Annotated in this window: 24 protein-coding genes; 4 read left to right on the top strand and 20 right to left on the bottom strand. The window is 51.5% G+C overall.

Features of this window, described 5'->3' with window-relative positions; genetic code table 11:
* Window positions 1-251 precede the first annotated feature (251 nt).
* From NNX04_RS13160 to NNX04_RS13235, 16 genes are all read right to left on the bottom strand, one after another.
* On the bottom strand, window positions 252-710 hold the full coding sequence (locus tag NNX04_RS13160) for a GNAT family N-acetyltransferase (protein WP_007639580.1): 459 nt from the start codon (window positions 708-710) through the stop codon (window positions 252-254).
* Between the two features lie 2 nt (window positions 711-712).
* A complete protein-coding gene (locus NNX04_RS13165; RefSeq protein WP_261946064.1) occupies window positions 713-1,096 on the bottom strand; it encodes a hypothetical protein in 384 nt (127 codons plus the stop codon).
* Between the two features lie 28 nt (window positions 1,097-1,124).
* Window positions 1,125-2,504, bottom strand: a complete 1,380-nt coding sequence (locus tag NNX04_RS13170) for an MATE family efflux transporter (RefSeq protein WP_151054821.1) — start codon at window positions 2,502-2,504, stop codon at window positions 1,125-1,127.
* A gap of 106 nt (window positions 2,505-2,610) precedes the next feature.
* Entirely contained in the window at window positions 2,611-3,900 is a 1,290-nt protein-coding gene (locus tag NNX04_RS13175; protein WP_261946065.1) for a dicarboxylate/amino acid:cation symporter, read from the bottom strand.
* Window positions 3,901-3,979: 79 nt separating this feature from the next.
* Entirely contained in the window at window positions 3,980-4,612 is a 633-nt protein-coding gene (locus NNX04_RS13180; protein ID WP_261946066.1) for a flavin reductase family protein, read from the bottom strand.
* A 25-nt stretch (window positions 4,613-4,637) separates the two neighbouring features.
* Entirely contained in the window at window positions 4,638-5,327 is a 690-nt protein-coding gene (locus NNX04_RS13185; protein ID WP_261946067.1) for an SDR family NAD(P)-dependent oxidoreductase, read from the bottom strand.
* 84 nt (window positions 5,328-5,411) lie between these two features.
* Entirely contained in the window at window positions 5,412-7,820 is a 2,409-nt protein-coding gene (pbpC, locus tag NNX04_RS13190; RefSeq protein WP_261946068.1) for a penicillin-binding protein 1C, read from the bottom strand.
* Between the two features lie 65 nt (window positions 7,821-7,885).
* Window positions 7,886-9,094: a heme biosynthesis HemY N-terminal domain-containing protein gene (locus NNX04_RS13195; RefSeq protein ID WP_261946069.1), complete on the bottom strand. Its 1,209-nt coding sequence runs from the start codon at window positions 9,092-9,094 to the stop codon at window positions 7,886-7,888.
* On the bottom strand, window positions 9,094-10,203 hold the full coding sequence (locus NNX04_RS13200) for a uroporphyrinogen-III C-methyltransferase (RefSeq protein WP_151054834.1): 1,110 nt from the start codon (window positions 10,201-10,203) through the stop codon (window positions 9,094-9,096). Before NNX04_RS13200 ends, NNX04_RS13195 begins: the two co-directional genes overlap by 1 nt.
* A 67-nt stretch (window positions 10,204-10,270) precedes the next feature.
* Complete coding sequence (locus NNX04_RS13205) at window positions 10,271-11,140, bottom strand: uroporphyrinogen-III synthase (protein ID WP_261946070.1); 870 nt, start codon at window positions 11,138-11,140, stop codon at window positions 10,271-10,273.
* 4 nt (window positions 11,141-11,144) lie between these two features.
* Window positions 11,145-12,089, bottom strand: coding sequence for a hydroxymethylbilane synthase (gene hemC, locus NNX04_RS13210; RefSeq protein ID WP_007639563.1), 945 nt, complete (start codon window positions 12,087-12,089; stop codon window positions 11,145-11,147).
* A gap of 181 nt (window positions 12,090-12,270) precedes the next feature.
* A complete protein-coding gene (locus NNX04_RS13215) occupies window positions 12,271-13,344 on the bottom strand; it encodes an extracellular solute-binding protein (RefSeq protein ID WP_007639562.1) in 1,074 nt (357 codons plus the stop codon).
* Window position 13,345: 1 nt separating this feature from the next.
* The gene (gene potC / locus NNX04_RS13220; protein ID WP_040391120.1) at window positions 13,346-14,113 is read right to left on the bottom strand and encodes a spermidine/putrescine ABC transporter permease PotC; all 768 of its coding nucleotides are present in this window, start codon (window positions 14,111-14,113) and stop codon (window positions 13,346-13,348) included.
* Entirely contained in the window at window positions 14,097-14,969 is an 873-nt protein-coding gene (potB, locus tag NNX04_RS13225; protein WP_007639558.1) for a spermidine/putrescine ABC transporter permease PotB, read from the bottom strand. Before potB ends, potC begins: the two co-directional genes overlap by 17 nt.
* Window positions 14,959-16,059 (bottom strand): spermidine/putrescine ABC transporter ATP-binding protein PotA, encoded by a 1,101-nt coding sequence (potA, locus tag NNX04_RS13230; protein ID WP_151054838.1) that lies wholly within the window; start codon window positions 16,057-16,059, stop codon window positions 14,959-14,961. The genes potB and potA overlap by 11 nt, the downstream gene beginning before the upstream one ends.
* A gap of 429 nt (window positions 16,060-16,488) precedes the next feature.
* On the bottom strand, window positions 16,489-16,797 hold the full coding sequence (locus tag NNX04_RS13235; protein ID WP_007639556.1) for a hypothetical protein: 309 nt from the start codon (window positions 16,795-16,797) through the stop codon (window positions 16,489-16,491).
* Window positions 16,798-17,132: 335 nt separating this feature from the next.
* Between NNX04_RS13235 and NNX04_RS13240 the strand changes: the two genes are divergently transcribed.
* A complete protein-coding gene (locus tag NNX04_RS13240) occupies window positions 17,133-17,456 on the top strand; it encodes a hypothetical protein (protein ID WP_261946071.1) in 324 nt (107 codons plus the stop codon).
* 86 nt (window positions 17,457-17,542) lie between these two features.
* On the opposite strand, the gene NNX04_RS13245 is transcribed toward NNX04_RS13240, so the two are convergent.
* From NNX04_RS13245 to NNX04_RS13255, 3 genes are all read right to left on the bottom strand, one after another.
* Entirely contained in the window at window positions 17,543-17,881 is a 339-nt protein-coding gene (locus tag NNX04_RS13245; protein WP_007639554.1) for a P-II family nitrogen regulator, read from the bottom strand.
* 179 nt (window positions 17,882-18,060) lie between these two features.
* A complete protein-coding gene (locus NNX04_RS13250; RefSeq protein ID WP_007639552.1) occupies window positions 18,061-19,329 on the bottom strand; it encodes an ammonium transporter in 1,269 nt (422 codons plus the stop codon).
* Window positions 19,330-19,361: 32 nt separating this feature from the next.
* A complete protein-coding gene (locus NNX04_RS13255; protein ID WP_007639550.1) occupies window positions 19,362-19,700 on the bottom strand; it encodes a P-II family nitrogen regulator in 339 nt (112 codons plus the stop codon).
* A gap of 458 nt (window positions 19,701-20,158) precedes the next feature.
* On the opposite strand from NNX04_RS13255, the gene NNX04_RS13260 reads away from it, so the two are divergent.
* The gene (locus NNX04_RS13260; RefSeq protein WP_007639548.1) at window positions 20,159-20,383 is read left to right on the top strand and encodes an accessory factor UbiK family protein; all 225 of its coding nucleotides are present in this window, start codon (window positions 20,159-20,161) and stop codon (window positions 20,381-20,383) included.
* Between the two features lie 108 nt (window positions 20,384-20,491).
* On the top strand, window positions 20,492-22,000 hold the full coding sequence (locus NNX04_RS13265) for a YifB family Mg chelatase-like AAA ATPase (protein ID WP_007639547.1): 1,509 nt from the start codon (window positions 20,492-20,494) through the stop codon (window positions 21,998-22,000).
* Between the two features lie 27 nt (window positions 22,001-22,027).
* On the opposite strand, the gene NNX04_RS13270 is transcribed toward NNX04_RS13265, so the two are convergent.
* Window positions 22,028-23,743, bottom strand: a complete 1,716-nt coding sequence (locus NNX04_RS13270; protein WP_007639546.1) for a putative bifunctional diguanylate cyclase/phosphodiesterase — start codon at window positions 23,741-23,743, stop codon at window positions 22,028-22,030.
* Window positions 23,744-23,970: 227 nt separating this feature from the next.
* Between NNX04_RS13270 and rep the strand changes: the two genes are divergently transcribed.
* On the top strand, window positions 23,971-25,992 hold the full coding sequence (rep, locus tag NNX04_RS13275) for a DNA helicase Rep (protein ID WP_040391117.1): 2,022 nt from the start codon (window positions 23,971-23,973) through the stop codon (window positions 25,990-25,992).
* Window positions 25,993-26,103 lie beyond the last annotated feature (111 nt).

Genomic DNA, 26,103 nt, shown 5'->3' on the forward strand with positions numbered 1-26,103 from the left:
ATACTTTGGAACCAATATTACCGGCCTGCCTAATATAAATTTGCCGTCCACCGCAACGAAAACACTCAACCCCATGGGCATGCACTAACTGCGGGTGCTGATTTTTATAACATTCAAACGTAGCAAGTGCCTTGTATTTTCGTAGCGACGAGAAAATCGCATAACCGATAATGACGGCTACGAAAATAATAAAAAATGGCACCAAAATTAAAAGCGTAGCCGACATAAATAGTCCCTATCTCACAAATAGATTAAACCATCACCTTGGTCATAAACATACTGTAAGGGTCTTCCGGGTAATCACCAAACGGGCCGCAGTATTCAAAGCCGTAGCGCTCGTAAAGTTTACGTGCAGGGATGAAAAAATCCGGTGATCCGGTCTCCAAACTCAAGCGGGTGTAATTGCGTTCGCGCGCCACCGTTAAAATATGCTCCAACATCGCCTTACCCACACCCTGCCCGCGAAACCGGTTCGCCGAGCGCATGGATTTAATCTCTGCATGCTGTGCATCCAACTCTTTCAGGGCACCACACCCCATTAACTGCTCACCATCCCATAAGCTCCAAAAGGTAATTTCTGGCTTACGCAATTTTTCCAAATCCAACGCATATACACATTCTGGCGGCGACGCGGCATACATATCCTGTAAGTGCTCAGTCAATAAATCTGCAATTGCAGGGCTGGTCAGGTCATCAACTTTTATTAACATAATTACATTTCCTTTTTAGTAATAAAAAACTCAATTCCACAACGATACTGCTCCTCAGTCCACTCAAAGCGATTGCACATGCTTTTTAACTTATAAGGTGCAAGCTGCTTTTCGATGGTGGCAACCCATAGCGCCGCGCTTTCAATATAGGCGTCTTTTACCAAGCTTTCTGCGACTGCAGACAGCGAGGTTTTATCGCCATCGGCGACAATCAAACCTATATATAAAAACTTATCGTAAGCGACTTTGCATTCGGCATGAACGGGTAATGAGCGGCCGAGATTTGGCAAGCTGGCGATAATCTGCGCGTAAGAATTTTCACCCTTCGCGCCTGCCAAATAGATTGCCGCCAGAATCCATGCATCGGTAAAGTTAAAGATATACATGGATCTATTCCCCGTTCAGTGAGGGCAATTAGTGCTTGGTTAGATTATTCATCCACTTACGGCTCGCAATGCGTTTGATGACGGGAATAAATTTTAAGCCGTCTTCAAGGAACATGAGTGCGTATAAATAGATAAACGATATTTTAGTGAGAAAGACGGCGGCGATATAAATCGGCAAGCCAAAAACCCACATCACTATAGTGTCTGTAATAAGCGTGAAGCGGTTATCGCCACCGGCGCGTAGTACGCCGATAATACGCATCATGTTGATGACTTTTACCCACACCAGCAAACAGAATACACCGAGGGTATTAAATAATAATTCGGTGGATTTAGCATCCAGCTGATCGAATATGTGCAGCATCAGCGGGCGGGCGAACCAGAGTGCGCTGCAAAAAATAATTAATAAGATGAAGGTGATGCGATCAAAAAACTGATGCAGCTGCCACGCGGTGTCATTGTTACCCGCACCCAGTTCGCGCCCGATTAATACTGCCGAGGCATTGGCGAGGCCGACAAATAATGCAAAAAAGGCGCTTTCAATGGGCACTATAACGCCCATCACCGCCAGCGCTTCGGTGCCTGCAAAACCCGTTACCAAATGATAGGTGGAATTGCCCACCGCCCAGATGGCGTAGTTGGCAACCAGTGGCAATGAGAAGGCGAGATAGCGATTAATTTGGGTTTTATCCAAACCCATTTTTAATTGCGTAAGATTCAATGCAAAGCCATGTTTTTTTGCGTAAACCCAGCCCACTACAATTAATAATTGCAATGCACGTGCACCCAGTGTTGCCCACGCCGCACCGGCAACACCGAGCGCAGGAAACCCCCAATTGCCACCAATCAGCGCGTAGTTACCGGCAATATTTAATGCGGCGGCAAATACGCCAGCAATTAATGGCATAGTGGTATTACCCAGCGCGCGCAGCGAGGCTTCGTAAATCACAATCCACTGGGTAAATAATAACGCGGGCGCGGTGATGATGAGGTATTGCGCGGCCAGCTCTACCACTTGCGGGTCGGGGTTGATCCAGCTAACCCAGGTGCGCGAGCCAAAACCAAATACTAAAACAAAAGGCAACATCACCAGGGTGCCCACAATCAAGGTCACGGCAAGGCTGCGCTGACAACTCACAAAATCTTTAGCACCAATGTATTGCGCGACCAGAATACTGCAGCCAGTGGCAAGGCCACTCATTAGCACTAACAATAAAAAATGGATTTTTGCCGCAAGCCCCACCGCGGCAATGGCGCTGGAACCTAAATCGCCCACCATAATTACGTCGGCCATTCCCAGCAGCGATTGCAATAACATCTGCGCCGCCACTGGTAGCGACAATAAAATTACACCGCGCCAAAACGCACGCTTGTCGGTGAGGGAAATTAATTCGGGAGGCGTGTGCACAGCTGGCTCCAGTGCGGATAAGGAACCAGCATTATAGTGGTTATCAACAAAGGCGATTGTTAATAAGTGGTAAGAGCCTAAACAATGGCACTACCCAACGGCGTAGTTACGATGTAGCGTCCGGGTTATTTCCTTGCACACCATTCGCTTGCGAATCAGGCTCTTGCAAACCATTGCCGACCAATCTATCTACCACCACACTGCCCACCATATCGCCCTGCACGTTTACCGCAGTGCGGATGGTGTCGAGCAGGCGATCGATCGGCAATAAAATGGCGATAGCTTCTGCCGGCAAGCCTACCGACTGCAGCACCATTACCATAGTGACCATGCCCGCACTGGGCACACCGGGTGCGCCCATAGAGGCGATCATCGCGGTGCAAAATACAATTAACTGCTGCGCGAGGCTTAATTCAATTCCCACCAGGTTTGCGACAAATAAGGCGGCGGCAGCTTCATACAGCGCAGTGCCATCCATATTAATGGTGGCACCCAGAGGCACTACAAAACCGGCAATATTTTTGCGCACCTGTAAATTAGTTTCTACACAGCGCAGCGTAATCGGCACAGTGGCAGAACTGGAACTGGTGGCAAAGGCGGTAATTAATGCCTCGCGTGCACCACGCCAAAACCAGAGCGGCGATTTTTTGGTAAACAGATACAAAATGAATGGCAGTACCACCATCGCATGAAATAAGGTGGTGGCAAATACCAACACAATAAAGCCGCCTACCGTAGTGAGTAATTCAGTATTTTGGGTGGCCACTAATTTAAATAACAGCGCAAAAATTCCCAGTGGGGCCAACCGCATAATCCAGCCCACCATACGCATAATCAAATCCAGAAATTCCTGCATCATATTCAGGATATGCTGGTAGCGCGCACCGCCCATCACCAAGGCCACACCCAAAAATAATGCAAACACCACCACGGGCAAAATATTGCCCTGCGCCAGGGCGGCAAATGGGTTTTGAAATAAACTGCGCAGGAATTGGGCAAAAAAATCGGCGGGAGTTAATTGTTTGGCCTGAAAGTTGTGCATGGCATCAGCAAACATCGCCAAGTGCAAACCAGCGCCGGGCTTAAATATATTACTCGCCACCAGCGCAACCACCATTGCCAGTGCCATGGTGGAAACAAAAAATAGTAGCGTGTATTGCCACACACGTCGCGCCTGATGATGCGCTTGCAAATTAGCAACACCCACGACGATAGAAGTGAAGATCAGCGGAATCATCACCATTTTTAATAAATCGACAAATACATTCCCCACAATACCGCTGCCGTAAAACAGATACTCTTTGGTGAGCGAGTCATCACCCAGCAGGCCGATACTCGCGCCAAGCAGTATGCCCAGCAGTGCGGCGATGAGAATTTGGGTATTTAAACGGGGCATGGTGGAATCCACTGGGAATGTCCACCCATTAAAGCGGAAAACGGCTGATTGCTCAAACGCCTGCAGCCATCAACAGAATTTAACCAATAATTGTTAACGGCCTATCCGGTTTGGCATAGGACAAGCGCGCAATTTTCTGGGTGTGATGATAAGAGTCCAACCCCGACAGAGTCACAGTGCCCGCCGCTTCCAAATCGACAAAACCATCGCTGCCCACAATCTCATCGGGTAAATAGACATCGACAATTTTACCTATCAATAAAATTGTCCCATTGACTTGCAGGTCGATGCGCTGTGCTAATTGCACCGCCATTTTTACACGACTCTCTTTCACAAAGGGCGCAAAAAATCCGCCCAGCCATTCTTCACTCAAACCCGTCGCCGCAAATTCCGATTGCGCGGCCGGGTAACTGGCCGAAGTCTGGTGTGCCTGCTGGTAAATCGCCTCATGCACATGGTTAAGGGTGTACAGTTCCGTATTCATAATATTGTTGAGTGTGTGGCGATTGCCATTGTCGGGGCGCACAATCAAGCCGCACAGCGCCGGGCTTGCACCCAAGTGAAAAAATGAACTGAACAGCGCGAGGTTAGTTTGGCCCTGCAGGCTCTGGGTGCCGAGCATCACCAAACTTTTAAAACCGCCGAGGGAATTAATAAAATGCGCGCGATAGCGCTGTTCCAGCTGCGCCATGTCATCGAGATTGATATGCATACCACCAGATTCCTTTTGAAAAAACTCAGGATTTAATCGCCGACATACCGCCATCCATCGCAATGATTTGCCCGGTCATCCAGCGCGCGTGCGGCGATAATAAAAATGCTGCCATAGCCGCTATGTCTTCAGCCTCGCCAACTTGTTGCAGCGGATGACGCTTGGCAGCAGCCTCGAGTTTTTCCGGTGAGTTAATTAATTTTTCGGCGAGTGAGGTTTTGGTGAGTGAGGGCGCGATTGCATTTACCCGAATGGCGGGTGCCCACTCCGCCGCCAAACTTTTTACCAGCCCCTCCACGGCGGCTTTACTCGCCGCAATACTCGCATGAAACGGCATGCCCAGTGCGGCCGCAACGGTACTAAATAACACCGCACTCGCGTGCGGGGATTTTTTCAACAGCGGCGCCACCGCTTGTAATGTCCGCACGGCGCCAAGCAGATTAATTTGAAAATCCTGCAGGAAATCCTCTGCCGCAATACGCGCAAAGGGTTTTAAATTAATGGTGCCCGGGCAATAGACCACACCATCCAACACCTCGGGTAAACCGCTGGTATCCGGTGCCTGCTCGGCGGGGTTATTCACTATCACGCTGGCTCCGGCAACGTCCACGGCGTGGCGCGCCCACACAGTGACATTGTGCCCCTGTGCCAACAACTGCATCGCCAAGGCGCGGCCAATGCCGCGGGTACCACCCACAATTAAATAGTTGCTCAAACTCGTCACCTTTTACCTAACCAGATTTCGGGATTATTGGTAGCTATACGTGGCGGGTGACAAACTGGATCTACTGTAGTTGGTTCACTCCGCGTCGCTCTTGCCAATCACCCGAAAGCGGCGCTGCAGGCGATAGCCCTGCTGATCCACCAGTACCAATTGGTGTAAGCCCGGCTCCAATGCGATTTCACGCTCGTGAAAAATTTTTGTCTCGCCGATAAATTCATCGTTCAAGTGCCAGTACAAAATCGCTTCGGGATTGCGGTGTACCGCTTTTAATACCGCGCGGCTGCGCTTGCCGTCCAAATCCATCGGGATATAAATGCGGCTTTGCAATTGCGGATAGATTAATTCGATGGGTTGGTCATCATCCAATTGATTGAGATTCGCCAAACAATCGCTGCGCCAGGGTGGCAGCGGTTGGTAATTGCTGTGATGCTGACGCCAATAAAATTCCTGCGCTGGCGGCAATACAAACCAGTTTTTGGATTGCATATTACTTACCGCCTCACATTGGCTATGCACGCGAAATTGCGCGTTTGTATCCAGGTGAATACGCCGATGATTGGCGGTGACTTTGGCAAAATGGCTGTTGCGCGGCACTTCAATATCCACCGCTGTGCATTGCCCGCCCGCGAGATAACCGTCGTCATCGCAGACTGAAATGGTTTTCAAACTGTGCAGCGGTTTGGCAAACCAATTTATTTTGGGCAGCGCATCAAATACATCAAACAATACTGGTGCGGCGCTACTCTGCCCGCTTAAAAATGTCGCCGGTTCACCGCTGGCATTGCCCACCCACACACCCAAGGTGTAGCGGCCATTGCTGCCAATCGCCCAGGCATCGCGCAGGCCATAACTGGTGCCGGTTTTCCAGGCGATAGTTTGGCTGCCGGAAAAATCGCGCCAGTAATTGTCGTAACCGGGGCGCGCCACATCGATCAATGCCTGCAAGGTGAGCCAGGCGGCGCCTTGTTGTATCACCGGCTTAAGCACAGGTTTTATAACCGGTTTAGCAAAATGCCTAGCGGGTAAATTAGTTGCATCCGCGGTTAATAATTTCACCGGTGTTTGCGCTAAATCGCCATCGCGTGCGCTGGCGGCGAGGCGCGCATAAATGCCAGTGAGTTCCCACAGGGTTCCCTCGGCACCACCCAAAATTAACGTGAGCCCGTAATCCTCAGCGGGGCGAAACAAGGTGCTCATGCCCATGGTTTGCAATTGTTTTTGCAAACGCCCGATACCGTAATCGCGCAACATATAAACCGCAGGAATATTCAGCGAATGGGCGAGCGCAAATTGCGCCGGTACCGCCCCGCGAAATTGGCGGTCGTAGTTGCGCGGACTGTAACCACCAAACTGGCTGGGAATATCAGGAATTAAACTGGTGGGCGCCAGCTCGCCGGATTGCAACATCAAACCATAAAGCAGTGGTTTTAAAATGCTGCCGGTGGAACGCGGGCGCTGGATTAAATCCAGATCAGCAGCAAAAGGAGCCGTGTTATTCCAAGGCTGGTTGCCAACATAGGCCAAAGTCTCCATGGTGCTGTGATCCAGCAATAACAACGCGAGATTGTGCGCACCTTCATTGGCTAAACGCGCACTGTGACGCGCGGCAATTTGATTCAATACTTGCTGTAAACCAGCATCAATAGTGGATTCAAATAGCGCGTGATGAGCATGTTGTTTTTTTAATGTCGCCAACAAATGGGCGGCGCTTTGTGGCAAGGGTGCAGGCCGCTCCGGCAGCGGTTCCAATAATGCGAGCTGTAAATCCAACGCCGACAAATAGCCCTGCTGTTGCAAACGGGTTAACAAACGATTGCGTTTGTGCAGTAATTTATCGCGCTGACGACCGGGATGGATTAATGCCGGACTATTGGGCAATACCGCAAGCAATGCCGATTCCGCCCAGGAAAGATTTTCCGGCGCACGCCCAAAGTAGCGCCAGGCCGCTGCCCGTAAACCGACAATATTCCCGCCAAAGGGCGCGTGGCTGGTGTAGTGAATTAATAATTCATCTTTACTGAAGCGCCACTCCAATTGCAGGGCGCGCGTTGCCTCAATTATTTTACTGGACAAGTTGCGCGCGGGCGTTGGCAAGTTGCGCTGTTGATAATCCGCCTGCCGCAATAGCCGCGCTAATTGCATGCTGATTGTGCTGCCGCCACTGGTTACTTTTCCCGCCGCATAATTGCCGCGCAGCGCACGCACCAACGCAACTGGATTTATACCCGGATGCTGATAAAAATAATGGTCTTCAAATAACAACAGCGCTTTTTTGTATTTTTGTGGCAGGGTGGTGACAGGGGCAAAACGCCATTGCTGATCCGCCGCGATGCTGGCGCCCAACAAACTGCCGTCGCGCGCAACCAACATAGTCGCGTAGGGGGTATGCGCGAGGGATTTAGGCAGGGGAAAGTATTGCAGTGTCAGCGCTAAAACAACGACACAGCCAATCACCCAAAATAAAAACCAGCGCGTGCGATGCAAAGCCCAACTCCTTTAGTGCCAGCGGTTGGCAACTATGTGCAATGCACGCCGCTTGCTGGCAGCAATTATTTTTTCTGTTCGGCGAGCAACAAACCCTGCTGGTATAAATCCGAACTTTTTTTATGGTCGCCCATTTTTTCCATCAGGCGCGCCATTTCCATGGTGGTCTCTACACTCGCCTGTAAATTCATACTGCGCTGGAAATAATCGCGCGCCAATTCCCACTGCTGGTTGCGCAACATCACGCGCCCCATGCTGAGCAAGAGTGTTGCATCCTGGGGTTTTTGTTTGAGCCAAGCTTCCAAGGTGCGAATTTGACCGTGAATTTCCTTCACCTGCAATCGACCATAGAGGTTTATCAAGGGCTCATACCAATCATTGTTAAGCGCTTTACGCACCAGTACTTCTGCATCCTGATCCTGATAGTGAGTCGCCAATGCCTCGGCATACACAGCAATCACCGCCGGATTTTTTTGCAGGCTGCGCGAGTAGGATTTCCACAGGCTTTGCAACGCTGGTAAACGTTCGGCCACCAGAAGCGATTTAACTTGCTCGCTCAGGGCTCTCATTTTTTCACAAGCCAGCAATTGCTCCAGCGCCTCAAATTCCACGTTCGACAAAACCTTGGCTTTACGCATCGCCGGGAACATATCTTCCAAAGCGCGCCAATTTTTTTGTGCAATATAAATGTGGTGCATTAAATCCAGCACCGCTGCCTGGCGCGGCATTTTTATATCGATAGGTTTGAGAATATTAATCGCTTCTTCATAGCGCTCTGCCTGTACATGCAAGCGCGCACGGGTGAGCGCTACCGGCAATTCGCTATGACTAATACTCAAGGCTTTGTCGAGAATGTTATCGGCTTCCGCTTCATCGCCCATTTCAAAACTACTGCGTGCCGCCGCAATATAATTCGCCAGTGGGTACTCCACTTTATCCAGCGTGCGCAGTAATTTTTTGCGCGCCTCCAGCCAGTCACCGGTAAGATAATCCACCATGCCGTTGGCGGCGCGCTTTTGCGCGCGCTCTACACTGCCGAATAAAAATATCTCACGGAAACGACGCACCATTTCTGCACTGCCCAGTAATAACTTGCGCGCAAACCACAGCACCAGATAAAGCGCGACCACCGCCAGTGCGGCAACCCATAGTGTCATTTCAATCGTTTTTGTGCCGTAGGCAATCAGCAGATAACCATCGCCACGCCAGAGTAAAAATAATAATCCGGCGGCGAGCAATAAAAAAACAATCGCTTTTAGCAGACGTAATCTCATTAGCGCACCCCGCGACGTGCTGCAGCCATTTTTTCACGCTTGGCAATATATTCTGTAAGCGCGGCGGAAGAGTTACTGAAGTTGGTGAGTTCTGGCGCAATGATTTCAGACTCCAATGCTTTAAGCTCTTGCAACACCGCTGCGGCTTTTTCATTGAGGCTGAAATATTGGTTAATCCAGTTTTGGGCTTTAACCAAACTTTCCTGATAAATGCCTGCCTCGTTGCGCAACAGAGCGACCTGCGCCTGCTCCAGCATTAAACGTAAATTTTGTTGCAAATATTTTTGTTCTGCCGGTGGTAATACCGCATTAATTGTTTTGCCGTGGTCGCGCACCCGTACATAGGAGCCAAGTTTGTGGAGCAGATCGTAAAAGCCGCGCGTAATACGCTGTTTAACGGTTTCATTCTCGGGCACGTCTTCCGTTTCAAATACATCGCCCTGATTTCCCAGCGGCTCAATAAAGGGAATAGCGTCGATTTGATTTGCAACAGCGGACAAGCGCAAATAAATACCTTCGCGATCAATAATCCCTGCAACTTTTAGTACCGCAATTTCCTCAGCCAGCAGTTTGCGCACACCGACCAAATCAGCCTGATCAATATCGCGCAATACATCATCTGCTGAGATTGCCAATGCCAATGCATTTTGACTGTCTTGTTCCAACAAAATCCGCTGATCCGCCAAGCGCAACAAATACTGCGCTTCCTGCAATTTCCATTCGTCGCGATTTGCGCTGGACAAAGCCAATACGCGGGCATTGTTGCTATCAACTTGCTCCGCCAATTCATTGAGGTTTAGTTGAATTGCCGCTTGCTGCTCAATAAATTCTTTATTGAGTGAATCTTCCAGTGCTTGCTGGCGACGCTCAAACAACGCCACCTGTTCTTCCAGCTGGATGCGCAAACTATCCACCAATTGCTGCTGGCTTTTCCCCTGTTGTAATAATTGCCAGGCACCAAACGATAATGCCGCAATAATCAGCAACACAAACAACCACAGGAAGGCAAAATTTACTGTGTGTTTTTTTACCGGTACGGGAGCAGGAGCCGGGCTAATTGGCGCGGCGTTAGCAGGCGCTGCTGAGCTGGAGGTTTCAATATCAGTCACTGGATTAATCCTGTAATAAATTGCACTTATGAGTGAATCAATTGCTGTGAATTCAAGGGCGACGCGTTCACTGATTGCCAGTGTAATTGAGCAGCGCTGCCGTCATTGCATGATCAGTCGCATTTTCTGCGGTAATCAGGTGTTTAAATCCCGCTGTTCTCGCCGTTTCGGCCACGCGGGCACTCGGCACTAATAAAGGCAGAGTTTGCAGCTGCGCGAGCGCATTGGCTTGTGCTGTTTTTTGTGCCGGACTATGCAGATTTTCACCCAGGTTAGCCGTCAGCCTTAATAAATTTTGCAAACTTTCACCGCTGTGTAGGGCCAGAATAAATCGCTCCTTCACGCCGGTGCCCGCTGGCTCATTGCCAATGACCTCTGCCAATAACTGCTGCAGTTGCCCCTGTGCTTCGCTTGGGATCAACCGCTCATAAAGTTCGCAGTAGTCAACCCAGGCACCGCGTTCGCGCAAGGTTTCGGCGAGATGCCCGCGCCCGCCGAGACCGCGAAAAATTAATATCTTGTCGCCCTGCACATCTTGCAACTGCGGCGCGCACAGCAAATCCTCACTGGTCATGCCGCCGCTTTCACTTATCGCCAAATCCGTTACGGCAATACCGTGGTTCGCAAGTTTTTTGGCCGTTGTCGCACCCACCGCAAAATAGTCTATACCGATGGGCAATTGCGGCCAGTAATCTTCCAGCCATGCCATGCCGTAATCCACCGCGTTTTGGCTGACAAAAATAACTTTCTGGTACAAATCAAAATCCAGAATTTTATTTTTAATCGCGCGCTGTTGCGCCTCATCCTGCACGGCGCGCAATTCCAGTAGCGGCAAGCGACGGCAGGCAAAACCCAGCGTTTGCAAGTCCGCCGCCCAGGTTTCGGCCTGAGCTTGCGGGCGGGTAATCACGACACAAGGTTTGGATGCTAACAGCATAGTGCTATTCAGCGTCAGCATAGACGGCAGCGAGAATTTTATCGGCACCTGCAGCGAGCAGGCGATCCGCCAGCGCTATGCCCATTTGCTCCGCCTCGGCCACCGGGCCGGTGATTTCATCAAATAACATCTGGCTGCCATCGGGCGCCCCCACCAAACCGCGCAGCCAGAGCTGGCCATTGCGATGCAGCGCGTAACAGGCAATCGGCACCTGACAACCACCCTGTAAATGGCGATTCATGGCGCGCTCGGCACTGACTTGCTCGGCGGTGCTGCTGTGATGCAAGGGTTTGAGCAATTCAATCGCCGCCAGATCATCCATCCGGCATTCAATGCCAACCGCACCCTGGCCACCAGCAGGCAAGCTCAGCTCGGGTTCGATATAAGCGCGGATGCGGTCTTTCAATTCCAGACGAATCAGCCCCGCAGCAGCGAGGATAATTGCATCGTATTCGCCATCGTCGAGCTTTTGCAGGCGCGTTTGCACGTTGCCGCGCAGGAATTTGATCTGCAGATCCGGGCGCGCGGCCAACAATTGGCACTGGCGGCGCAAACTGGAGGTGCCCACCACCGCGCCCTGCGGCAGTTCATCCAACGACGCAAAACGATGAGAAACAAAGGCATCGCGGGCATCTTCGCGCGGGCAAATGACGGCCAAACCCAAACCCGCCGGGAACTCCATGGGCACATCTTTCATCGAATGCACGGCGATATCGGCATCGCCTTCAAGCAGCGCGGTTTCCAGTTCTTTAACAAACAGCCCCTTGCCACCCACCTTGGCGAGGGGAACGTCGAGAATTTTGTCACCCCGACTGGTAAGGGGAACCAGCTCCACTACCAACCCCGGGTGGTGTTTTTCCAATTCGGCTTTGACATATTCCGCCTGCCACAGGGCAAGGAGGCTTTTACGGGTGGCGATGCGCAGTGGGCGCGATGAAGAGTAGGACATGGTAGATCACGCGATAAAAAAGTTAACGCAATCATACCACTATGAAAACCGCTCTGGGTTTGGGCATTGGGGTTTGCGGATCGGGTTTTACTTTTTTGTTCAGGGGCTGCGCCCTGATCCTGGCCACCAGAAAAAACGCCAGCACAGGGCTGGCGTTGTCAGGGTTATGCAATCGCGCGGCTTATTGGCCCGCTTTCAACAGCTCCCAGTATTTTTCGTAAACCAGAACGGTATCACCCAGATCCTGATGGAAACTGCCTTTGGCAATGTCTCCAGCAGCAGGGAATACAGTTTTGTTGGTGCGCAGGGCTTCGTCCAATAACGCGATGCCAGCGGTGTTGGGTGCGGCATAACCCAGTTCTTCAATTGCCGCTTTGGCGCTTTCGGCACGCAGCATAAAGTCGATGAACTTGTGTGCATTTTCCACGTTGGCGGCACCTTTGGGAATCACAAAGCTGTCTACCCACAACACGGCACCCTCTTCCGGATAAATGTATTGCAGGTTTTCCATCTCTTGTTGCGCCATGTAGGCTTCGCCGTTCCAGATAGCACCAATGCTCACATTGCCCTGGATCAACGGGGTTTTGGGCGAGTCAGAGTTGATGACTTTGATGCTGGGCCAGAGGGCTTTTAACTTCTCGTAAGCAGCTTTGATTTCCTCTTCATTAGTGCTGTTGTTTTGGAAACCCGCCACGCGCAGACCGACGTAGAAGTTATCGCGCACATCATCCATGATCATCAATTTACCGGCGTATTCCGGCTTCCATAAATCCGCCCACTTGGTGATCTGGCTGGCATCCACATCGTTGCCATTGATCGCAATTGAAGTGGCGCCCCACAGGTAGGGCACACTGAAATCGTTATTCGGGTCGTAGGGTTTGTTCATCATGTTGGCGTCGAGGTTGCCGTAATTCGCCAGTAATTCTTTTTTGATCGGCTGGATCAAACCCTCTTTGCGCATTTTTTCTACGTAGAAAGTGGACGGCACAGCAACGTCATAACCCTTGCCTTCCATCAATTTGATTTTGGCGTACATCGCCTCATTACTTTCGTAAGTGGCGTATTCAACCTCAATGCCCGTCTCTTTGGTAAAGGCTTCCAATACTTCCGCAGGAATGTATTCAGTCCAGTTGTAGATAACCACTTTTTGCGGAGTAGCCGGGGCGACGGCGGTATCGGCGGTTGCCGGGGTGTCGGACTTTTCTGAACATCCAGTGATAACGAGGGCTGCGGCCAAGGCCAACCATTTTTTCATCTTATTTATCCTCACGTAAGAGAAGTTGGGAAACAATAACCAGAACCAGAGACACTACCAGCAAAATGGTCGATATCGCATTCACTTCCGGTGACACGCCCACCCGCACCATGGAGTAAACCTTGAGTGGCAGGATTTCATAACCCGGGCCAGTCACAAAAGCACTGACAATCACGTCATCCAATGACAGGGTAAAACTTAACAACCAACCCGCCGCGACCGCTGGCAGCGCCAGAGGCAGGATGATTTTCCAGAAAATGCTGCTTTCACTCGCGCCCAGATCGCGCGCTGCCTCCAGCATTTTCATATCAAAGCCTTTGAGACGCGAGTAAACCGCGACTATCACAAAGGGCAAACAGAAGGTGATGTGGCCTATCACCAGCGACACAAAACCCAACTTGATACCCAGCGCCATAAATACAATCAGCAGCGAAATGGCCATCACAATTTCCGGCGTCAGCATGCTCACAAACACCATGGAGGAGAGTAGCGCCTTGCCTTTGAACTGGTAGCGATGTAAAGCAACAGCAGCAAGCGTGCCAATAATAGTTGCGACCGTCGCCGCCACAATTGAAACGGTGAGTGAATTGAGCGCGGCGGTCATTAAACCGTCGTTATTCCAGAATTTTTCGTACCATTTGAAAGTGAAACCGCCCCATTTGATGCCGTACTTGGATGCATTAAATGAGTTCACTACCAGCACCAAAATGGGGATGTAAATCAGGGTCAGGATCAACCCCATAAAACCCCATCTAAAAATCGGAGCCATTGAGTCCTCCTTGTTTATTCACAAAACGTGCGGCGCGGAAATAAAGCCACAGCATGAAGCCGAGCAGCACTATCAGGATGACACTGAACGCCGAACCAAAGGGCCAATCGCGAGTGTGCAGGAATTGGGTTTTAATCACATTGCCGAGCAGCAGGTTCTTGGCGCCACCGAGCAAATCGGAAATGTAGAACATGCCCATCGCGGGCAAGAGCACCATCAGGCAACCCGCCACAATCCCCGGCGATGTCAGTGGCACGGTGATATGCCAAAACCGGCTGAGTGGGCCGGCGCCCAAATCTTTGGCGGCGTGGTGCAAGCGCACATCAAGCTTTTCCAGCGCCGAATAAAGCGGCAGCACCATAAACGGCAAGAGGATGTAAACCAAACCCAGAATCACTGCAAATTGGGTGTAAAGCAGCTGTATCGGTTTATCAATCAAGCCCAACCCCAGCAGCGACTTATTGATAATGCCCTGATTGCCCAAAATAAATTGGATGGCATAGGTGCGCACCAGCGAGTTGGTCCAAAACGGCAGTATCACCAAAAATAAAATCACGGGTTGCCAGCGTTTGGGCAGGCTTACGATTGCCATCGCAAAGGGGTAACCAATCAGCAGGCAGGCGATCATCGCCAACAGCGACATGCGCAGCGAATCCCACAACACTTTTAAATAGAGCAGATCCAGAGTGCGCACATAGCTGTCGACATTCACCGGCAGGCTGACTGTCGCCTGCGGGTCGCGGGTAAGGAAACTGGTGAAAATAACCAGTAAATTCGGGAAAAAGACAAACAGCGTCAGCCAGACACTGGCGAGGCCAATTGCCCAAAAACGAAATTGGCTGACACTAGACTTCATAAGGCAACACCACTTCCCAACCCGGCACCCACTTAATGGCCACCTTCTGGTTTAAGCTGTAGTCGAATGAGGGGTCGTCTTCATCGAAGAATTCACTGGCGATCACCTCCATACCGGAAGGCAAACGAATTAACGAATCGAGTGTTTTACCTTTATAGTTGCGCTCCACTACGGTGCCCACCAGGTATTGGTCGGGGTGCGGGTCGTCGATGTATTCCACGCGCACATCTTCCGGGCGCAACAGTACGTTGACCTTATCACCTGCTTTGAAGTTGTGCTCGGCGTGCAAACGCCACTGCAGCCCTTCCACTTTTACTTCGTATTCATGATTGCCGTCCACCGCGACAATTTCACCATCGAGCTGATTGATTTCGCCGATAAATTTCGCCACAAACAAGTTGGCAGGCTGTTCATAAATCTCGCGCGGCGTACCTAACTGCTGCACCTTGCCCTTGTTCATTACCACTACGCGATCCGACATGGACAATGCTTCTTCCTGATCGTGGGTTACATAGACAAAGGTGATGCCGAGTTTACGCTGCAGGCGCTTCAGTTCGATCTGCATTTGTTGGCGCAGTTTGTAATCCAGCGCCGAAAGGGATTCGTCGAGCAACAGTAATTTGGGGCGATTCACTACCGCACGTGCGATAGCCACACGCTGCTGCTGGCCACCGGAGAGCTGCGCCGGTTTGCGCTCGGCAAATTCGCCCAGGCGCACCATTTCCAGCGCTTCCATCACCCGGGGTTTAATTTCTTCTTTCGCCACACCGCCCATGCGCAAACCAAAAGCAACATTGTCGAACACAGTCATGTGCGGGAATAACGCGTAGCTTTGAAATACAGTGTTGATGGGGCGCTTTTCGGCGGGCACAGCGCCAATGTCCTGCCCCTCCAGTTTAATCACCCCGGTATCCGTATCCTCAAGACCGGCAATCATGCGCAGCACGGTAGTTTTACCGCAACCGGAAGGACCGAGCAGCGTAAAAAACTCACCGTCAAAAATCGTGAGATCGAAGTTATCAAGAACCCGATTACTGCCATAGGTTTTAGACAGATTATTGAGAATCAGCAGGGGGCGCGGATCATTCACCTAGACAGTGCTCCTCTAGTTATTTCACAAAAGCCGTATCGATGCACAAATGCACAGGGCTATACAGGTAATCAGGAGCAACCAGGGACACGCAACTTACAAACACAGGCAGACGCACTGAACTCGTCAGGACATACCTCGTTGCCGGGCAAGCGCCCCAGGTTTACTCGAAAATGTTCGTTCTTTTGCGCCGCTTTGAATGGTGCGAATGGCACAGGATCACAGTAAACCTTGCAACGATTTAAGGGTGTGGAGCCTACGCAAAAGACAGGCCATTCTACTCAATCGGCCCGCTAAAAATCCAGCATTCACACGCTTAAAAACTGATCGACAAAAGCAATAGGGCTTAAAAACAAATCGGCTCCGTAAAGGAGCCGATTGGTGCAACAGGTTCAGCACTAGATTATTCCGTAAGCGCCGCACAAAGACTTAAATGGGACGGCCACCGTAATCCGGTGTCGGCTTTTTCGGTGGGTCGGCAGTGACATTGGCAGGGACTTCATTGATCTTGCCCCCCCGCGCCAAAAAGGCTGCAATTTGCGCTTCCAATTCATCGCGCGCTTTTTGTCGTGACGCTATGCTGAAATCCTCCAAAGCCTCGGTTTCTACTACCTTGGTTTTGGCTGCATAACTGACCTCATCGCTTTCCAGCGCCTCTTCTACGTCATCGGCGTCATCTTCCCCGTCTACGCCGGTTTCATCTAATTCTTCATCGGTAATGGGGTCTTCATCAGTCATAATGTCACCTGAAAACTTGTACAATTAAATTCTTTGTTGCTGCAGTCGTTTGGCCAGCCCGCGCGTTCACCTGCAACACGGCTAATATATAGCGCAGACTTATTTAAACGTCATGATGATTTGCGATGAATTTTTAGGCTTTTTTTGTCTTACCATCGGCAATCGCGGCGGATTTTAGTTATTAACCCTGAGCAAGTCTAGCACCGCCCGGAGCGGGCAAAAAAAATAATAACAACCGGTCAAAACAGCTGCGCAACTTCTGCACAGCTTCGCTCGGTACAGGTATAGATACCACACAAGAATTGAGAATTTTTTACCCGGAGCAATAAAGCCCTATGAATCCAAAACGTTTGATCAAACACTTTCCGGAGCTGGCCAATTTGCCAGAAACCGAACAGCGCGCTCTGCTGGACAAAGCCTATAAAGATGTTTTCAGCCAGGAAAATAAAATGAAAAACTGGCGCTCCAATTTAATCAGCGCCGCACTGATGACCAGCCTGTGTTTTTTGTTTGTGTTGGTGTTGCGCCCGGCGCTGGGCATATCCTCACAAACTAGCGCCTGGGTGCTGATGTTGGTGGCCTTGCCCGTGTATTTTTTCATCCAGCAACGCCGTTATATTCAACAGCTGCGCGCTAGCTTGAAAAAAATCCAGACATAAAAAATGGCTGGGATCATGGATCGCACGCCATAAAAAAACGCCACACTGGGTGGCGTTTTTTTATTCACTGCGAGTGCAGCAAAACATTACACAGCATCTGAGCCGGTTTCACCGGTGCGGATACGAATAATCTCATCCAATGGTGCGATGAAGATTTTACCGTCGCCGATTTTTCCGGTTTGTGCTGCTTTGGTAATGGCTTCTACCGCTTGCTCAACCATGGAATCGTCTACGGCCAATTCAATTTTCACTTTTGGCAGGAAGTCCACCACATATTCAGCACCGCGATAAAGTTCAGTGTGACCTTTCTGACGGCCAAAGCCCTTTACTTCGGTGACCGTCATACCCTGCACACCCACGTCGGACAGTGCAGTACGCACGTCGTCGAGCTTGAAAGGTTTTACGACAGCTGTAATCAATTTCATTATTAAATCCTTTGCTGGAGTTTTGCGAATGCTGATGCCGGAACAGCGGGAGTAAGACTGGCTCCTGCCCAGCGGCTTGAGGCTAAAGATACACCCAAGCTTTACCGATCAACAACAACTTTATAGCAGATCAAATTGCAACGGCGACCAGCGCTGACGCTGATCGCCGTTATTAGGCATTATTTGCTGCGAGTAAACTCTGGGTAAGCTTCCATGCCGCACTCGGCAATGTCCACGCCCTCAAACTCATCTTCTTCAGATACACGGATACCCATGATCAGTTTGATGATGTACCAAACTACCAGGCTAGCACCGAATACCCAGGCAAAAATGACTGCTGCACCAACCAGCTGACCGAAGAAAGTAGTACCTTCGGCAGTGAATGGAACTACCAACAGACCGAACAAACCTGCGGTACCGTGAACAGAGATAGCACCAACCGGGTCATCAATACGCAGCTTGTCCAAACCAAGGATAGAGAACACCACCAGAGCACCAGCCACTGCACCGATAATGGTGGCAACCAACGCACTTGGAGTATCCGGGCTGGCAGTGATGGCAACCAAGCCAGCCAGCGCGCCGTTGAGAATCATGGTCAAGTCAGCTTTGCCGAACAGCAGACGCGCAACACACAGTGCACCGATCAAACCACCGGCAGCGGCAGCGTTAGTATTGAGGAACACCATAGCAACAGTGTTGGCATTGCCGATGTCGCCAAGCTTCAGTACAGAACCGCCGTTGAAACCGAACCAGCCCATCCACAGGATGAATGTACCCAGAGTTGCCAATGGCAAGTTTGCACCGGTGATGGCATGGATTTCGCCGTTAGGGCCATATTTGCCTTTACGTGCACCCAGCAACAACACGCCAGCCAAAGCAGCAGAAGCACCGGCCAAATGGACAATACCTGAACCAGCAAAGTCTTTGAAACCGAATTGATCATCGAGATTCAAACCAAACATACCTTCAGCACCCCAGGTCCATGAACCTTCCATTGGGTAGATGAAGCCAGTCATTACGATGGCGAACAACAGGAATGCCCACAGCTTCATACGCTCGGCAACCGCACCAGACACGATTGACATAGCGGTAGCTACAAACACCACCTGGAAGAAGAAGTCAGATGCACCAGAGTAGATAGAGCCACCAGTGAAACCATCTTCGCGCTCGGCGAAACTTTTCAGGGTTTCAGCGGCGTCCACATCACCAATACCGGTAAGGAAAATACTACCGCCGTACATAATCGCGTAACCACACACCAAATACATGATGCACGACGTAGCATAGAGCGTGATATTTTTGGTCAAAATTTCAGTGGTGTTTTTAGCGCGCACCAAACCCGCTTCCAACATGGCAAAACCAGCCGCCATCCACATCACGAGAGCACCGCATACTAAAAAGTAAAAGGTGTCCATCGCGTATTGAAGATGAAAAATATTCTCTTCCATTGGTTGTTCCCCGTTTCGTTTATTAAAGTGAATTACAACGCTTGGTCGCCGGTTTCGCCGGTGCGAATACGCACCACCTGCTCCAAGCTGGATACAAAGATTTTGCCGTCGCCAATTTTGGAACTGTTGGCCGCTTTGCTGATCGCTTCAACCACTGCATCGGTCTCGGCGTCTGAAACGGCAATTTCCACTTTGGTTTTGGGCAAAAAGTCGACTACGTATTCCGCGCCACGATAGAGTTCGGAATGGCCTTTCTGGCGACCGAAGCCTTTCACTTCAGTCACGGTCATGCCATGCACGCCGATATCGGACAGGGCTTCACGCACTACATCCAGCTTGAACGGCTTGATGATTGCTGTTACCAATTTCATTTACTGCACTCCTGAAAAAATCCCCGCACCGGAGGGTGCGGGCAACACCGGAAATACTGCCCAAGTAAAGATTTGCCGCTGCATGCGCCAAAGCAGCGCTTACTCTTTGCCAAAACCCGCTTGGCCAGATTGGCGATCTCTACCCGCATCAACTGCTCGGGAAGGTTTTTGCATAGAGCAGGCCAATTTCATAATTTCTATATAAAACAAATAGATAAGCTAATTTATTGATCCAGATTACATAAAAAATCACATTCCCTCAAAACCCCCGCACCAACTTGGAACAGTTGTGCAAATAACAAGCACCAATAAGTGACATAAATAGAAAAACAGAAACAATAGGGGAATTGGGCGACAGCATTCCATGCACGGCACTGCGTGATCGCCCTCAAAAAAGGTACACTGACGCCCCGAAAATCGGGGTTTAATGGCGGCAGAACCGCCCAACAGGAGAGGATATGCTCAAAGATCTGGCGCAACGCCTGTTTGAAGAACTGCAACAACAACTGCCTAACAACACAGCGAGCCTGCCCCAACGCGAACTGCATATCGCTTTGCAGGCGGCGCTGGCGCGCTTGGATTTGGTCACGCGCGAGGAATTTGATGCACAAGCGGCTGTGCTCCTGCGCACACGGCAGAAATTGGAGGCGCTGGAGCAGCAATTGGCGCAATTGGAAAAGTAAAACTGTGGCCTGTGCCAATTGTGCGCAGCGCCGGGCTTGTTTTATAGTCGAACATCGAGCGTAACCAGCGCCCGGAGGACTCCCCCTCATTCATCACAAGGATTGTTTATGTCTCTCGCCATAGTTCATTCACGCGCCAAATTAGGCATTCATGCCCCTCAGGTTACGGTGGAAGTCCATATTTCCAATGGTTTACCGGGCTTATCCATAGTTGGCCTGCCCGAAACAGCCGTGAAAGAAAGTAAAGACCGGGTGCGCAGCGCGATCATCAATAGCCACCTCGAATTCCCCGCCCAGCGGATTACCGTCAACCTTGCCCCTGCCGACCTGCCCAAAGAAGGTGGTCGCTACGATTTACCTATAGCCCTGGGAATACTGGCCGCCTCCGGACAAATTCCACTGGAAGCCCTGGAACAAAGCGAATTTTTGGGAGAGCTGGCGCTGTCCGGTGAATTGCGGCCGATAAGCGCAGCATTACCCGCAGCGTTGGCAGCAGGTGATGCGCAACGAAACCTGATTATCAGTGGAACCAATGCCAACGAAGCCGCCTTCAGCAGTATTACGCGCGTTTTTGGTGCAGAAAACCTGTTGCAGGTTTGCGCCCACCTGCATGGGCGTGAACTTTTACCGCGCGCCGAAGCAATCCGCGACCAACAGGACAAGCTGCTGCATGCACTGGATATACTGGATGTTAAAGGACAATCGCAAGCCAAGCGGGCATTGGAGATAGCCGCCAGCGGTGGTCATAACCTGTTGTTTTACGGCCCGCCGGGCACGGGTAAAACCATGCTCGCCAGCCGCTTGCCTGGAATTCTGCCGCGCTTGAATGAACGCGAGATGCTCGATGTCGCCGCAATCTATTCAGTTGCCTCCCAGAGCAAAGACTATCAATGGCAGCAGCGCCCCTTTCGCGCACCGCACCATACCGCCTCCGCTATTGCGCTGGTAGGTGGTGGCTCCAATCCCAAACCGGGCGAGATTTCCCTCGCCCATGCCGGGGTATTATTTTTGGATGAGCTGCCCGAATTTTCGCGCCAAGTGTTGGAAGTGCTGCGCGAACCGCTGGAGAGCGGCGAGGTGCGCATCTCCCGCGCACGCAGCCAGGCCTGTTTTCCTGCGCGCTTCCAGCTGGTCGCGGCGATGAACCCCTGCCCCTGTGGCTACCACGGCAGCGATGCCAATCGCTGCCGCTGCACCCCGGATCAGGTAAAACGCTATCGCGATAAGATATCGGGGCCATTATTGGATCGTATCGACATGCATGTGCCGGTGCGCGCCCTGCGGCAGGGGGAATTGCAAACCAAAACCCTGGGCGATGGCAGTGAGGCGATTCGCCAGCGGGTAGAGGCGGCGCGCAATCTGCAGTTGGCGCGTCAGGGCAAAGCCAACCACCAGCTGAGTGCACCGGAATTGGAAACTTACTGCGAGTTGACGCAAGCGGATAAGAACTTGCTGGAGCAGGCAATTGAAAAGCTGGGCTTGTCGACGCGGGCTTACCACCGGGTATTAAAACTGGCGCGCACCCTGGCGGACATGGCCGCGCGCGAACACTTAACTACGGTGGATATCAGTGAAGCGCTGAGCTATCGCACGTTGGATCGACAACTCAGCCAATAGCCAATTCACCGATAACCGGGCGCCCTGTCAGTTCAATTTGGATTGATGGGGCACGCTGGTTTCCTGCAGCCATGCCAGCATTTCAGCGTAGGATTTGGACTCAGCGATGTAACGCCCCTGCATTAAATTGCAGCCCATCTCTTTCAGCCAATCTTTCTGCTCTTTGGTTTCCACCCCTTCTGCTACTACCAATTTACCCAGGTTGTGCGCCAGACTTATCATCGCCGACACCAGTCGTTTATCGGTATGGCTGCGGTTTAACTCCTGCAAAAACCCCAGATCAATTTTGACAGTACTTATTGGCAAACGCTGTAAATGCAGCAGTGATGAATTGCCCGCACCAAAATTGTCGAGCAGGAAGTTGATACCGAAAAACGACAACGGGCGCATGCACAGCGACACCAAATCGATATTGTCGGCAAACACTGTCTCGGTAATTTCAAATTCGATATCGCCCGGTTGGATATCGTTATCCGCAAAAATCCGCGCGACTTCGTGCACCAGATTCTCGTCTTTGAATTGGCGCATCGACAAATGGATCGACATCATCAACTGCTCATCCCAAAAACCCTGCAGTAATTTGATGTCGTGACAGGCCTGGCGCAACACCCAATAGCCAATCGCAGTAATCACACCCGTCTCTTCGGCGGTGGCGATAAACTCGCTGGGGTTGAGTAGCCCTACGCCCGGTTTATCCCAGCGCAATTGGGCTTCGATGGCAACAACTTTACCGGTTGCCATATCGATGCGCGGGCTGTAGTGCAGGACAAATTGTTGGTAGCGCAAGGCCGCACGCAGATCCGCCTCTTGACGCAGCTGGCGGCGCACATCCTGATTCATCATTTCCGTAAAGAAGCGGTAGTTGCTGCCCGACACTTGCTTGGCTTTGTACATCGCCATATCCGCATGTTTGAGCAGGCTATCGGCATCGCGCCCGGCTTCGGGGTAAATGGCGATGCCAATACTGCAGCCCACCACCACTTCGTGACCGTTGATATCGGCCGGTTGTTGAATGGAATCAATCACTTTTTGCGCGATATGGGCTACATCGGTGCTGTTGGCGATATTTTGCAGCAGCAGGGTAAACTCATCGCCGCCCATGCGCGCCACCGAATCGCTGCGGCGCAAGCAGGAATTCAACCGCTCGGCGCAGATACGGATGATGGCATCGCCCGCGTCGTGGCCAAAGTTGTCATTGACTTGTTTGAAACCGTTGAGGTCGATAAACATCAGGGTAAAACTGGTGTGGTCGCGCTCGGCCAAATGCACTGCGTGCTCCAGACGATCGCGAAACAAAATGCGGTTGGGAATATCGGTCAGGGAGTCGTAGTGGGCGAGACGGGTGAGGTGCTGCTCGGTTTGTTTGCGCTCGATGGCATAGCGCAGCGCGCGCTCCAGCAGCAGGTGATCGATTTGGCCTTTAATTAAATAGTCGGCGGCGCCGGCGCGAATCGCCTCGCGATCCACCTCGGTTTCCATTTCATCGGTCATTACCACTATCGGGGTTTGGCAGGCTTGGAGCCGTGCGGCGTTGAGCAAATCGCGCGCACTTTCCGCACCCCAGTAGTAGTCCAGCAACACCACATCGAACTCTTGCGACAGAATTTTAGGCAGTGCGGCGTCCAGTTGATCGCACCACACCAGCTCGTAATTGACTTGCCGGATATGGGATAAAATTTCGGCGATGAGCAGGTATTCACCCTGTTCACGGTCGACAAATAGAATTTTTACTTTGTTGCTCATGGAACTCCATCCCTCACACAACTTGCTTCACGCTTGAACCAATTGGCTCAATGGTAACAGCGCACCCAGGCAAACTAAACGGCTTGCCTATAACAAAAAAACACTCAAATCACGCTAAATCACTAATGCAGTTATAGCGATTAGCCATACTTCAAACCCGTGCAATCTGCATTACAACCGGGGGGTAGCTTGCTAGAATGCACCCCCATTTGACCCAGGCATTACCCGTGACTCAACTCAACCCGCGCCAAAAAGAAGCCGTGCTCTACATCGATGGCCCCTGTCTGGTTCTGGCGGGGGCGGGCAGTGGCAAAACCAGCGTAATTACCCGCAAAATCGCCTATTTAATTGAACAGTGCGATATACCCGCACGTCATATCGCCGCCCTGACGTTTACCAACAAGGCCGCGCGCGAGATGAAAGAGCGCGCCAGCAAATTGGTCAAAGGCAGCGCCTCGCGCGGTTTGACCGTATCGACCTTCCACAACCTCGGCCTGAACATCATTCGCCGCGAACACAAAAGCCTCGGGTTTAAACCCGGTTTTTCCATCTTCGACTCCGAAGATGCGCGCTCCCTGCTCAAAGATTTAATGATGAAAGATGGCGATTTGGACAGCGACCATCTGGACTTGGTGCAGCACCAGATCTCCAACTGGAAAAACGACCTTGTCATTCCCGCGCGCGCCTTGAGCATGGCGCAGAGCCCCGGTGAGCAGGCCATCGCGCTGATTTACCAGCGCTACAACCAAGCCCTACGCGCCTATAACGCCGTGGACTTTGATGATTTGATCCTTATCCCGGTGGAATTGTTCCAGACCAATGCCGAGGTGCTCGCGCGCTGGCAGCGTAAAATCCGCTACCTGTTGGTGGATGAATATCAAGATACCAACTCCAGCCAATACCTCTTAGTGCAGTTGATTGTGGGCAATCGCGGCGCGCTCACGGTGGTGGGCGACGACGACCAGTCCATCTACGCCTGGCGCGGTGCGCGCCCGGAAAACATGTCACTGTTAAAACAGGACTACCCCAGCCTGCGAGTGATCAAACTGGAGCAGAACTATCGCTCCACCAGCCGCATCCTGCGGGTGGCCAACCATTTAATCGCCAACAACCCCCATGAATTTGACAAGGCGCTGTGGAGTGAAATGGGCTTGGGCGATCCGATCCGCGTGCTGCGCTGTAAAAACGAGGACGCCGAGTCCGAGCGCGTCGCCACTGAAATCCTCACCCAGCGCATGCGCAACCAGTACAAGTACCGCGATTTTGCGGTGCTCTATCGCGGCAACCATCAGGCGCGCCTGCTGGAGATGAAACTACAACAGCATCAGATTCCCTACAAAATCAGCGGCGGCTCCTCGTTTTTTGCCAAAACCGAAATCAAGGATGTGATGGCCTATTTGCGCCTGATTGTTAACCCTGATGACGACAACGCCTTTTTGCGCATCATCAACACGCCGCGCCGCCAGATCGGCACCAGCACCCTGGAGGCGCTGGGTGGTTACGCCGGCGAACGCAACATCAGTTTATTTGCCGCGCTTGATGAGCTTGGCCTACAAAGTCGCATTCCCGAGAAAAATCTGGAGCGATTACAGCGATTTGCGCACTGGATCAAACAAGTGACCCGCAATTGCGGCGGCGACAGGCCAGTGGATGCTATCCGCGAGATGCTTAACGATATTGATTACGAAGGCTGGCTGCACCAAAACTCGGCAAGTAGCAAAGCCGCCGAGAAGCGCATGGAGAACGTGTTTTACCTGGTTGAATCGCTGCAAAAAACCATCGACAAAAATAGCAGCGATGACGACGACGGCGAGGAGTCACGTATTGAAGATGCCGTCGCCAAACTGGTATTACGCGACATGATGGAACGGCAAGAAGAGGAAGACCTGAGCGATCAGGTACAGCTCATGACCTTGCACGCCTCCAAAGGGCTGGAGTTCCCCCATGTATTTATGGTGGGTATGGAAGAGGAACTGCTGCCCCATCGCAATAGTATTGAAGACAATAACATTGAAGAAGAACGCCGCCTGACCTATGTGGGCATCACCCGCGCCCAGCGCACCCTGACCATGACCCTCGCCGGCAAACGCAAACAGTTTGGCGAGATGAGCGAAACCACCCCCAGCCGCTTTCTGGATGAGTTGCCAGTAGAGGATGTGGAGTGGGAAGGTTTTGGCGAACAGAGCCCGGAGAAGAATCTGGCCAAAGGCGAGGAGACCCTGGCGAACCTGCTCAATCTATTCGATTAACCTGCCCCACCAACACTTATCACCGCACCAGTTTGCCACTTCTGCGCAAACTGGCATCTACAACAGTCGCATTTTATTAGTCATCACTCTGACAGGTTTAGCCTCACAACC

The organism is Cellvibrio sp. QJXJ (assembly GCF_024452345.1).
Lineage (GTDB): Bacteria > Pseudomonadota > Gammaproteobacteria > Pseudomonadales > Cellvibrionaceae > Cellvibrio.

What these genes read in the sequence shown, in the direction of transcription:
- NNX04_RS13160 (WP_007639580.1), bottom strand. Translation starts at nt 710, where the DNA reads ATGTTAATAAAAGTTGATGACCTGACCAGCCCTGCAATTGCAGATTTA.
- NNX04_RS13165 (WP_261946064.1), bottom strand. Translation starts at nt 1,096, where the DNA reads ATGTATATCTTTAACTTTACCGATGCATGGATTCTGGCGGCAATCTAT.
- NNX04_RS13175 (WP_261946065.1), bottom strand. Translation starts at nt 3,900, where the DNA reads ATGCCCCGTTTAAATACCCAAATTCTCATCGCCGCACTGCTGGGCATA.
- NNX04_RS13180 (WP_261946066.1), bottom strand. Translation starts at nt 4,612, where the DNA reads ATGCATATCAATCTCGATGACATGGCGCAGCTGGAACAGCGCTATCGC.
- NNX04_RS13195 (WP_261946069.1), bottom strand. Translation starts at nt 9,094, where the DNA reads ATGAGATTACGTCTGCTAAAAGCGATTGTTTTTTTATTGCTCGCCGCC.
- NNX04_RS13205 (WP_261946070.1), bottom strand. Translation starts at nt 11,140, where the DNA reads ATGCTGTTAGCATCCAAACCTTGTGTCGTGATTACCCGCCCGCAAGCT.
- hemC (WP_007639563.1), bottom strand. Translation starts at nt 12,089, where the DNA reads ATGTCCTACTCTTCATCGCGCCCACTGCGCATCGCCACCCGTAAAAGC.
- NNX04_RS13215 (WP_007639562.1), bottom strand. Translation starts at nt 13,344, where the DNA reads ATGAAAAAATGGTTGGCCTTGGCCGCAGCCCTCGTTATCACTGGATGT.
- potC (WP_040391120.1), bottom strand. Translation starts at nt 14,113, where the DNA reads ATGGCTCCGATTTTTAGATGGGGTTTTATGGGGTTGATCCTGACCCTG.
- potB (WP_007639558.1), bottom strand. Translation starts at nt 14,969, where the DNA reads ATGAAGTCTAGTGTCAGCCAATTTCGTTTTTGGGCAATTGGCCTCGCC.
- NNX04_RS13235 (WP_007639556.1), bottom strand. Translation starts at nt 16,797, where the DNA reads ATGACTGATGAAGACCCCATTACCGATGAAGAATTAGATGAAACCGGC.
- NNX04_RS13240 (WP_261946071.1), top strand. Translation starts at nt 17,133, where the DNA reads ATGAATCCAAAACGTTTGATCAAACACTTTCCGGAGCTGGCCAATTTG.
- NNX04_RS13245 (WP_007639554.1), bottom strand. Translation starts at nt 17,881, where the DNA reads ATGAAATTGATTACAGCTGTCGTAAAACCTTTCAAGCTCGACGACGTG.
- NNX04_RS13250 (WP_007639552.1), bottom strand. Translation starts at nt 19,329, where the DNA reads ATGGAAGAGAATATTTTTCATCTTCAATACGCGATGGACACCTTTTAC.
- NNX04_RS13255 (WP_007639550.1), bottom strand. Translation starts at nt 19,700, where the DNA reads ATGAAATTGGTAACAGCAATCATCAAGCCGTTCAAGCTGGATGTAGTG.
- NNX04_RS13260 (WP_007639548.1), top strand. Translation starts at nt 20,159, where the DNA reads ATGCTCAAAGATCTGGCGCAACGCCTGTTTGAAGAACTGCAACAACAA.
- NNX04_RS13265 (WP_007639547.1), top strand. Translation starts at nt 20,492, where the DNA reads ATGTCTCTCGCCATAGTTCATTCACGCGCCAAATTAGGCATTCATGCC.
- NNX04_RS13270 (WP_007639546.1), bottom strand. Translation starts at nt 23,743, where the DNA reads ATGAGCAACAAAGTAAAAATTCTATTTGTCGACCGTGAACAGGGTGAA.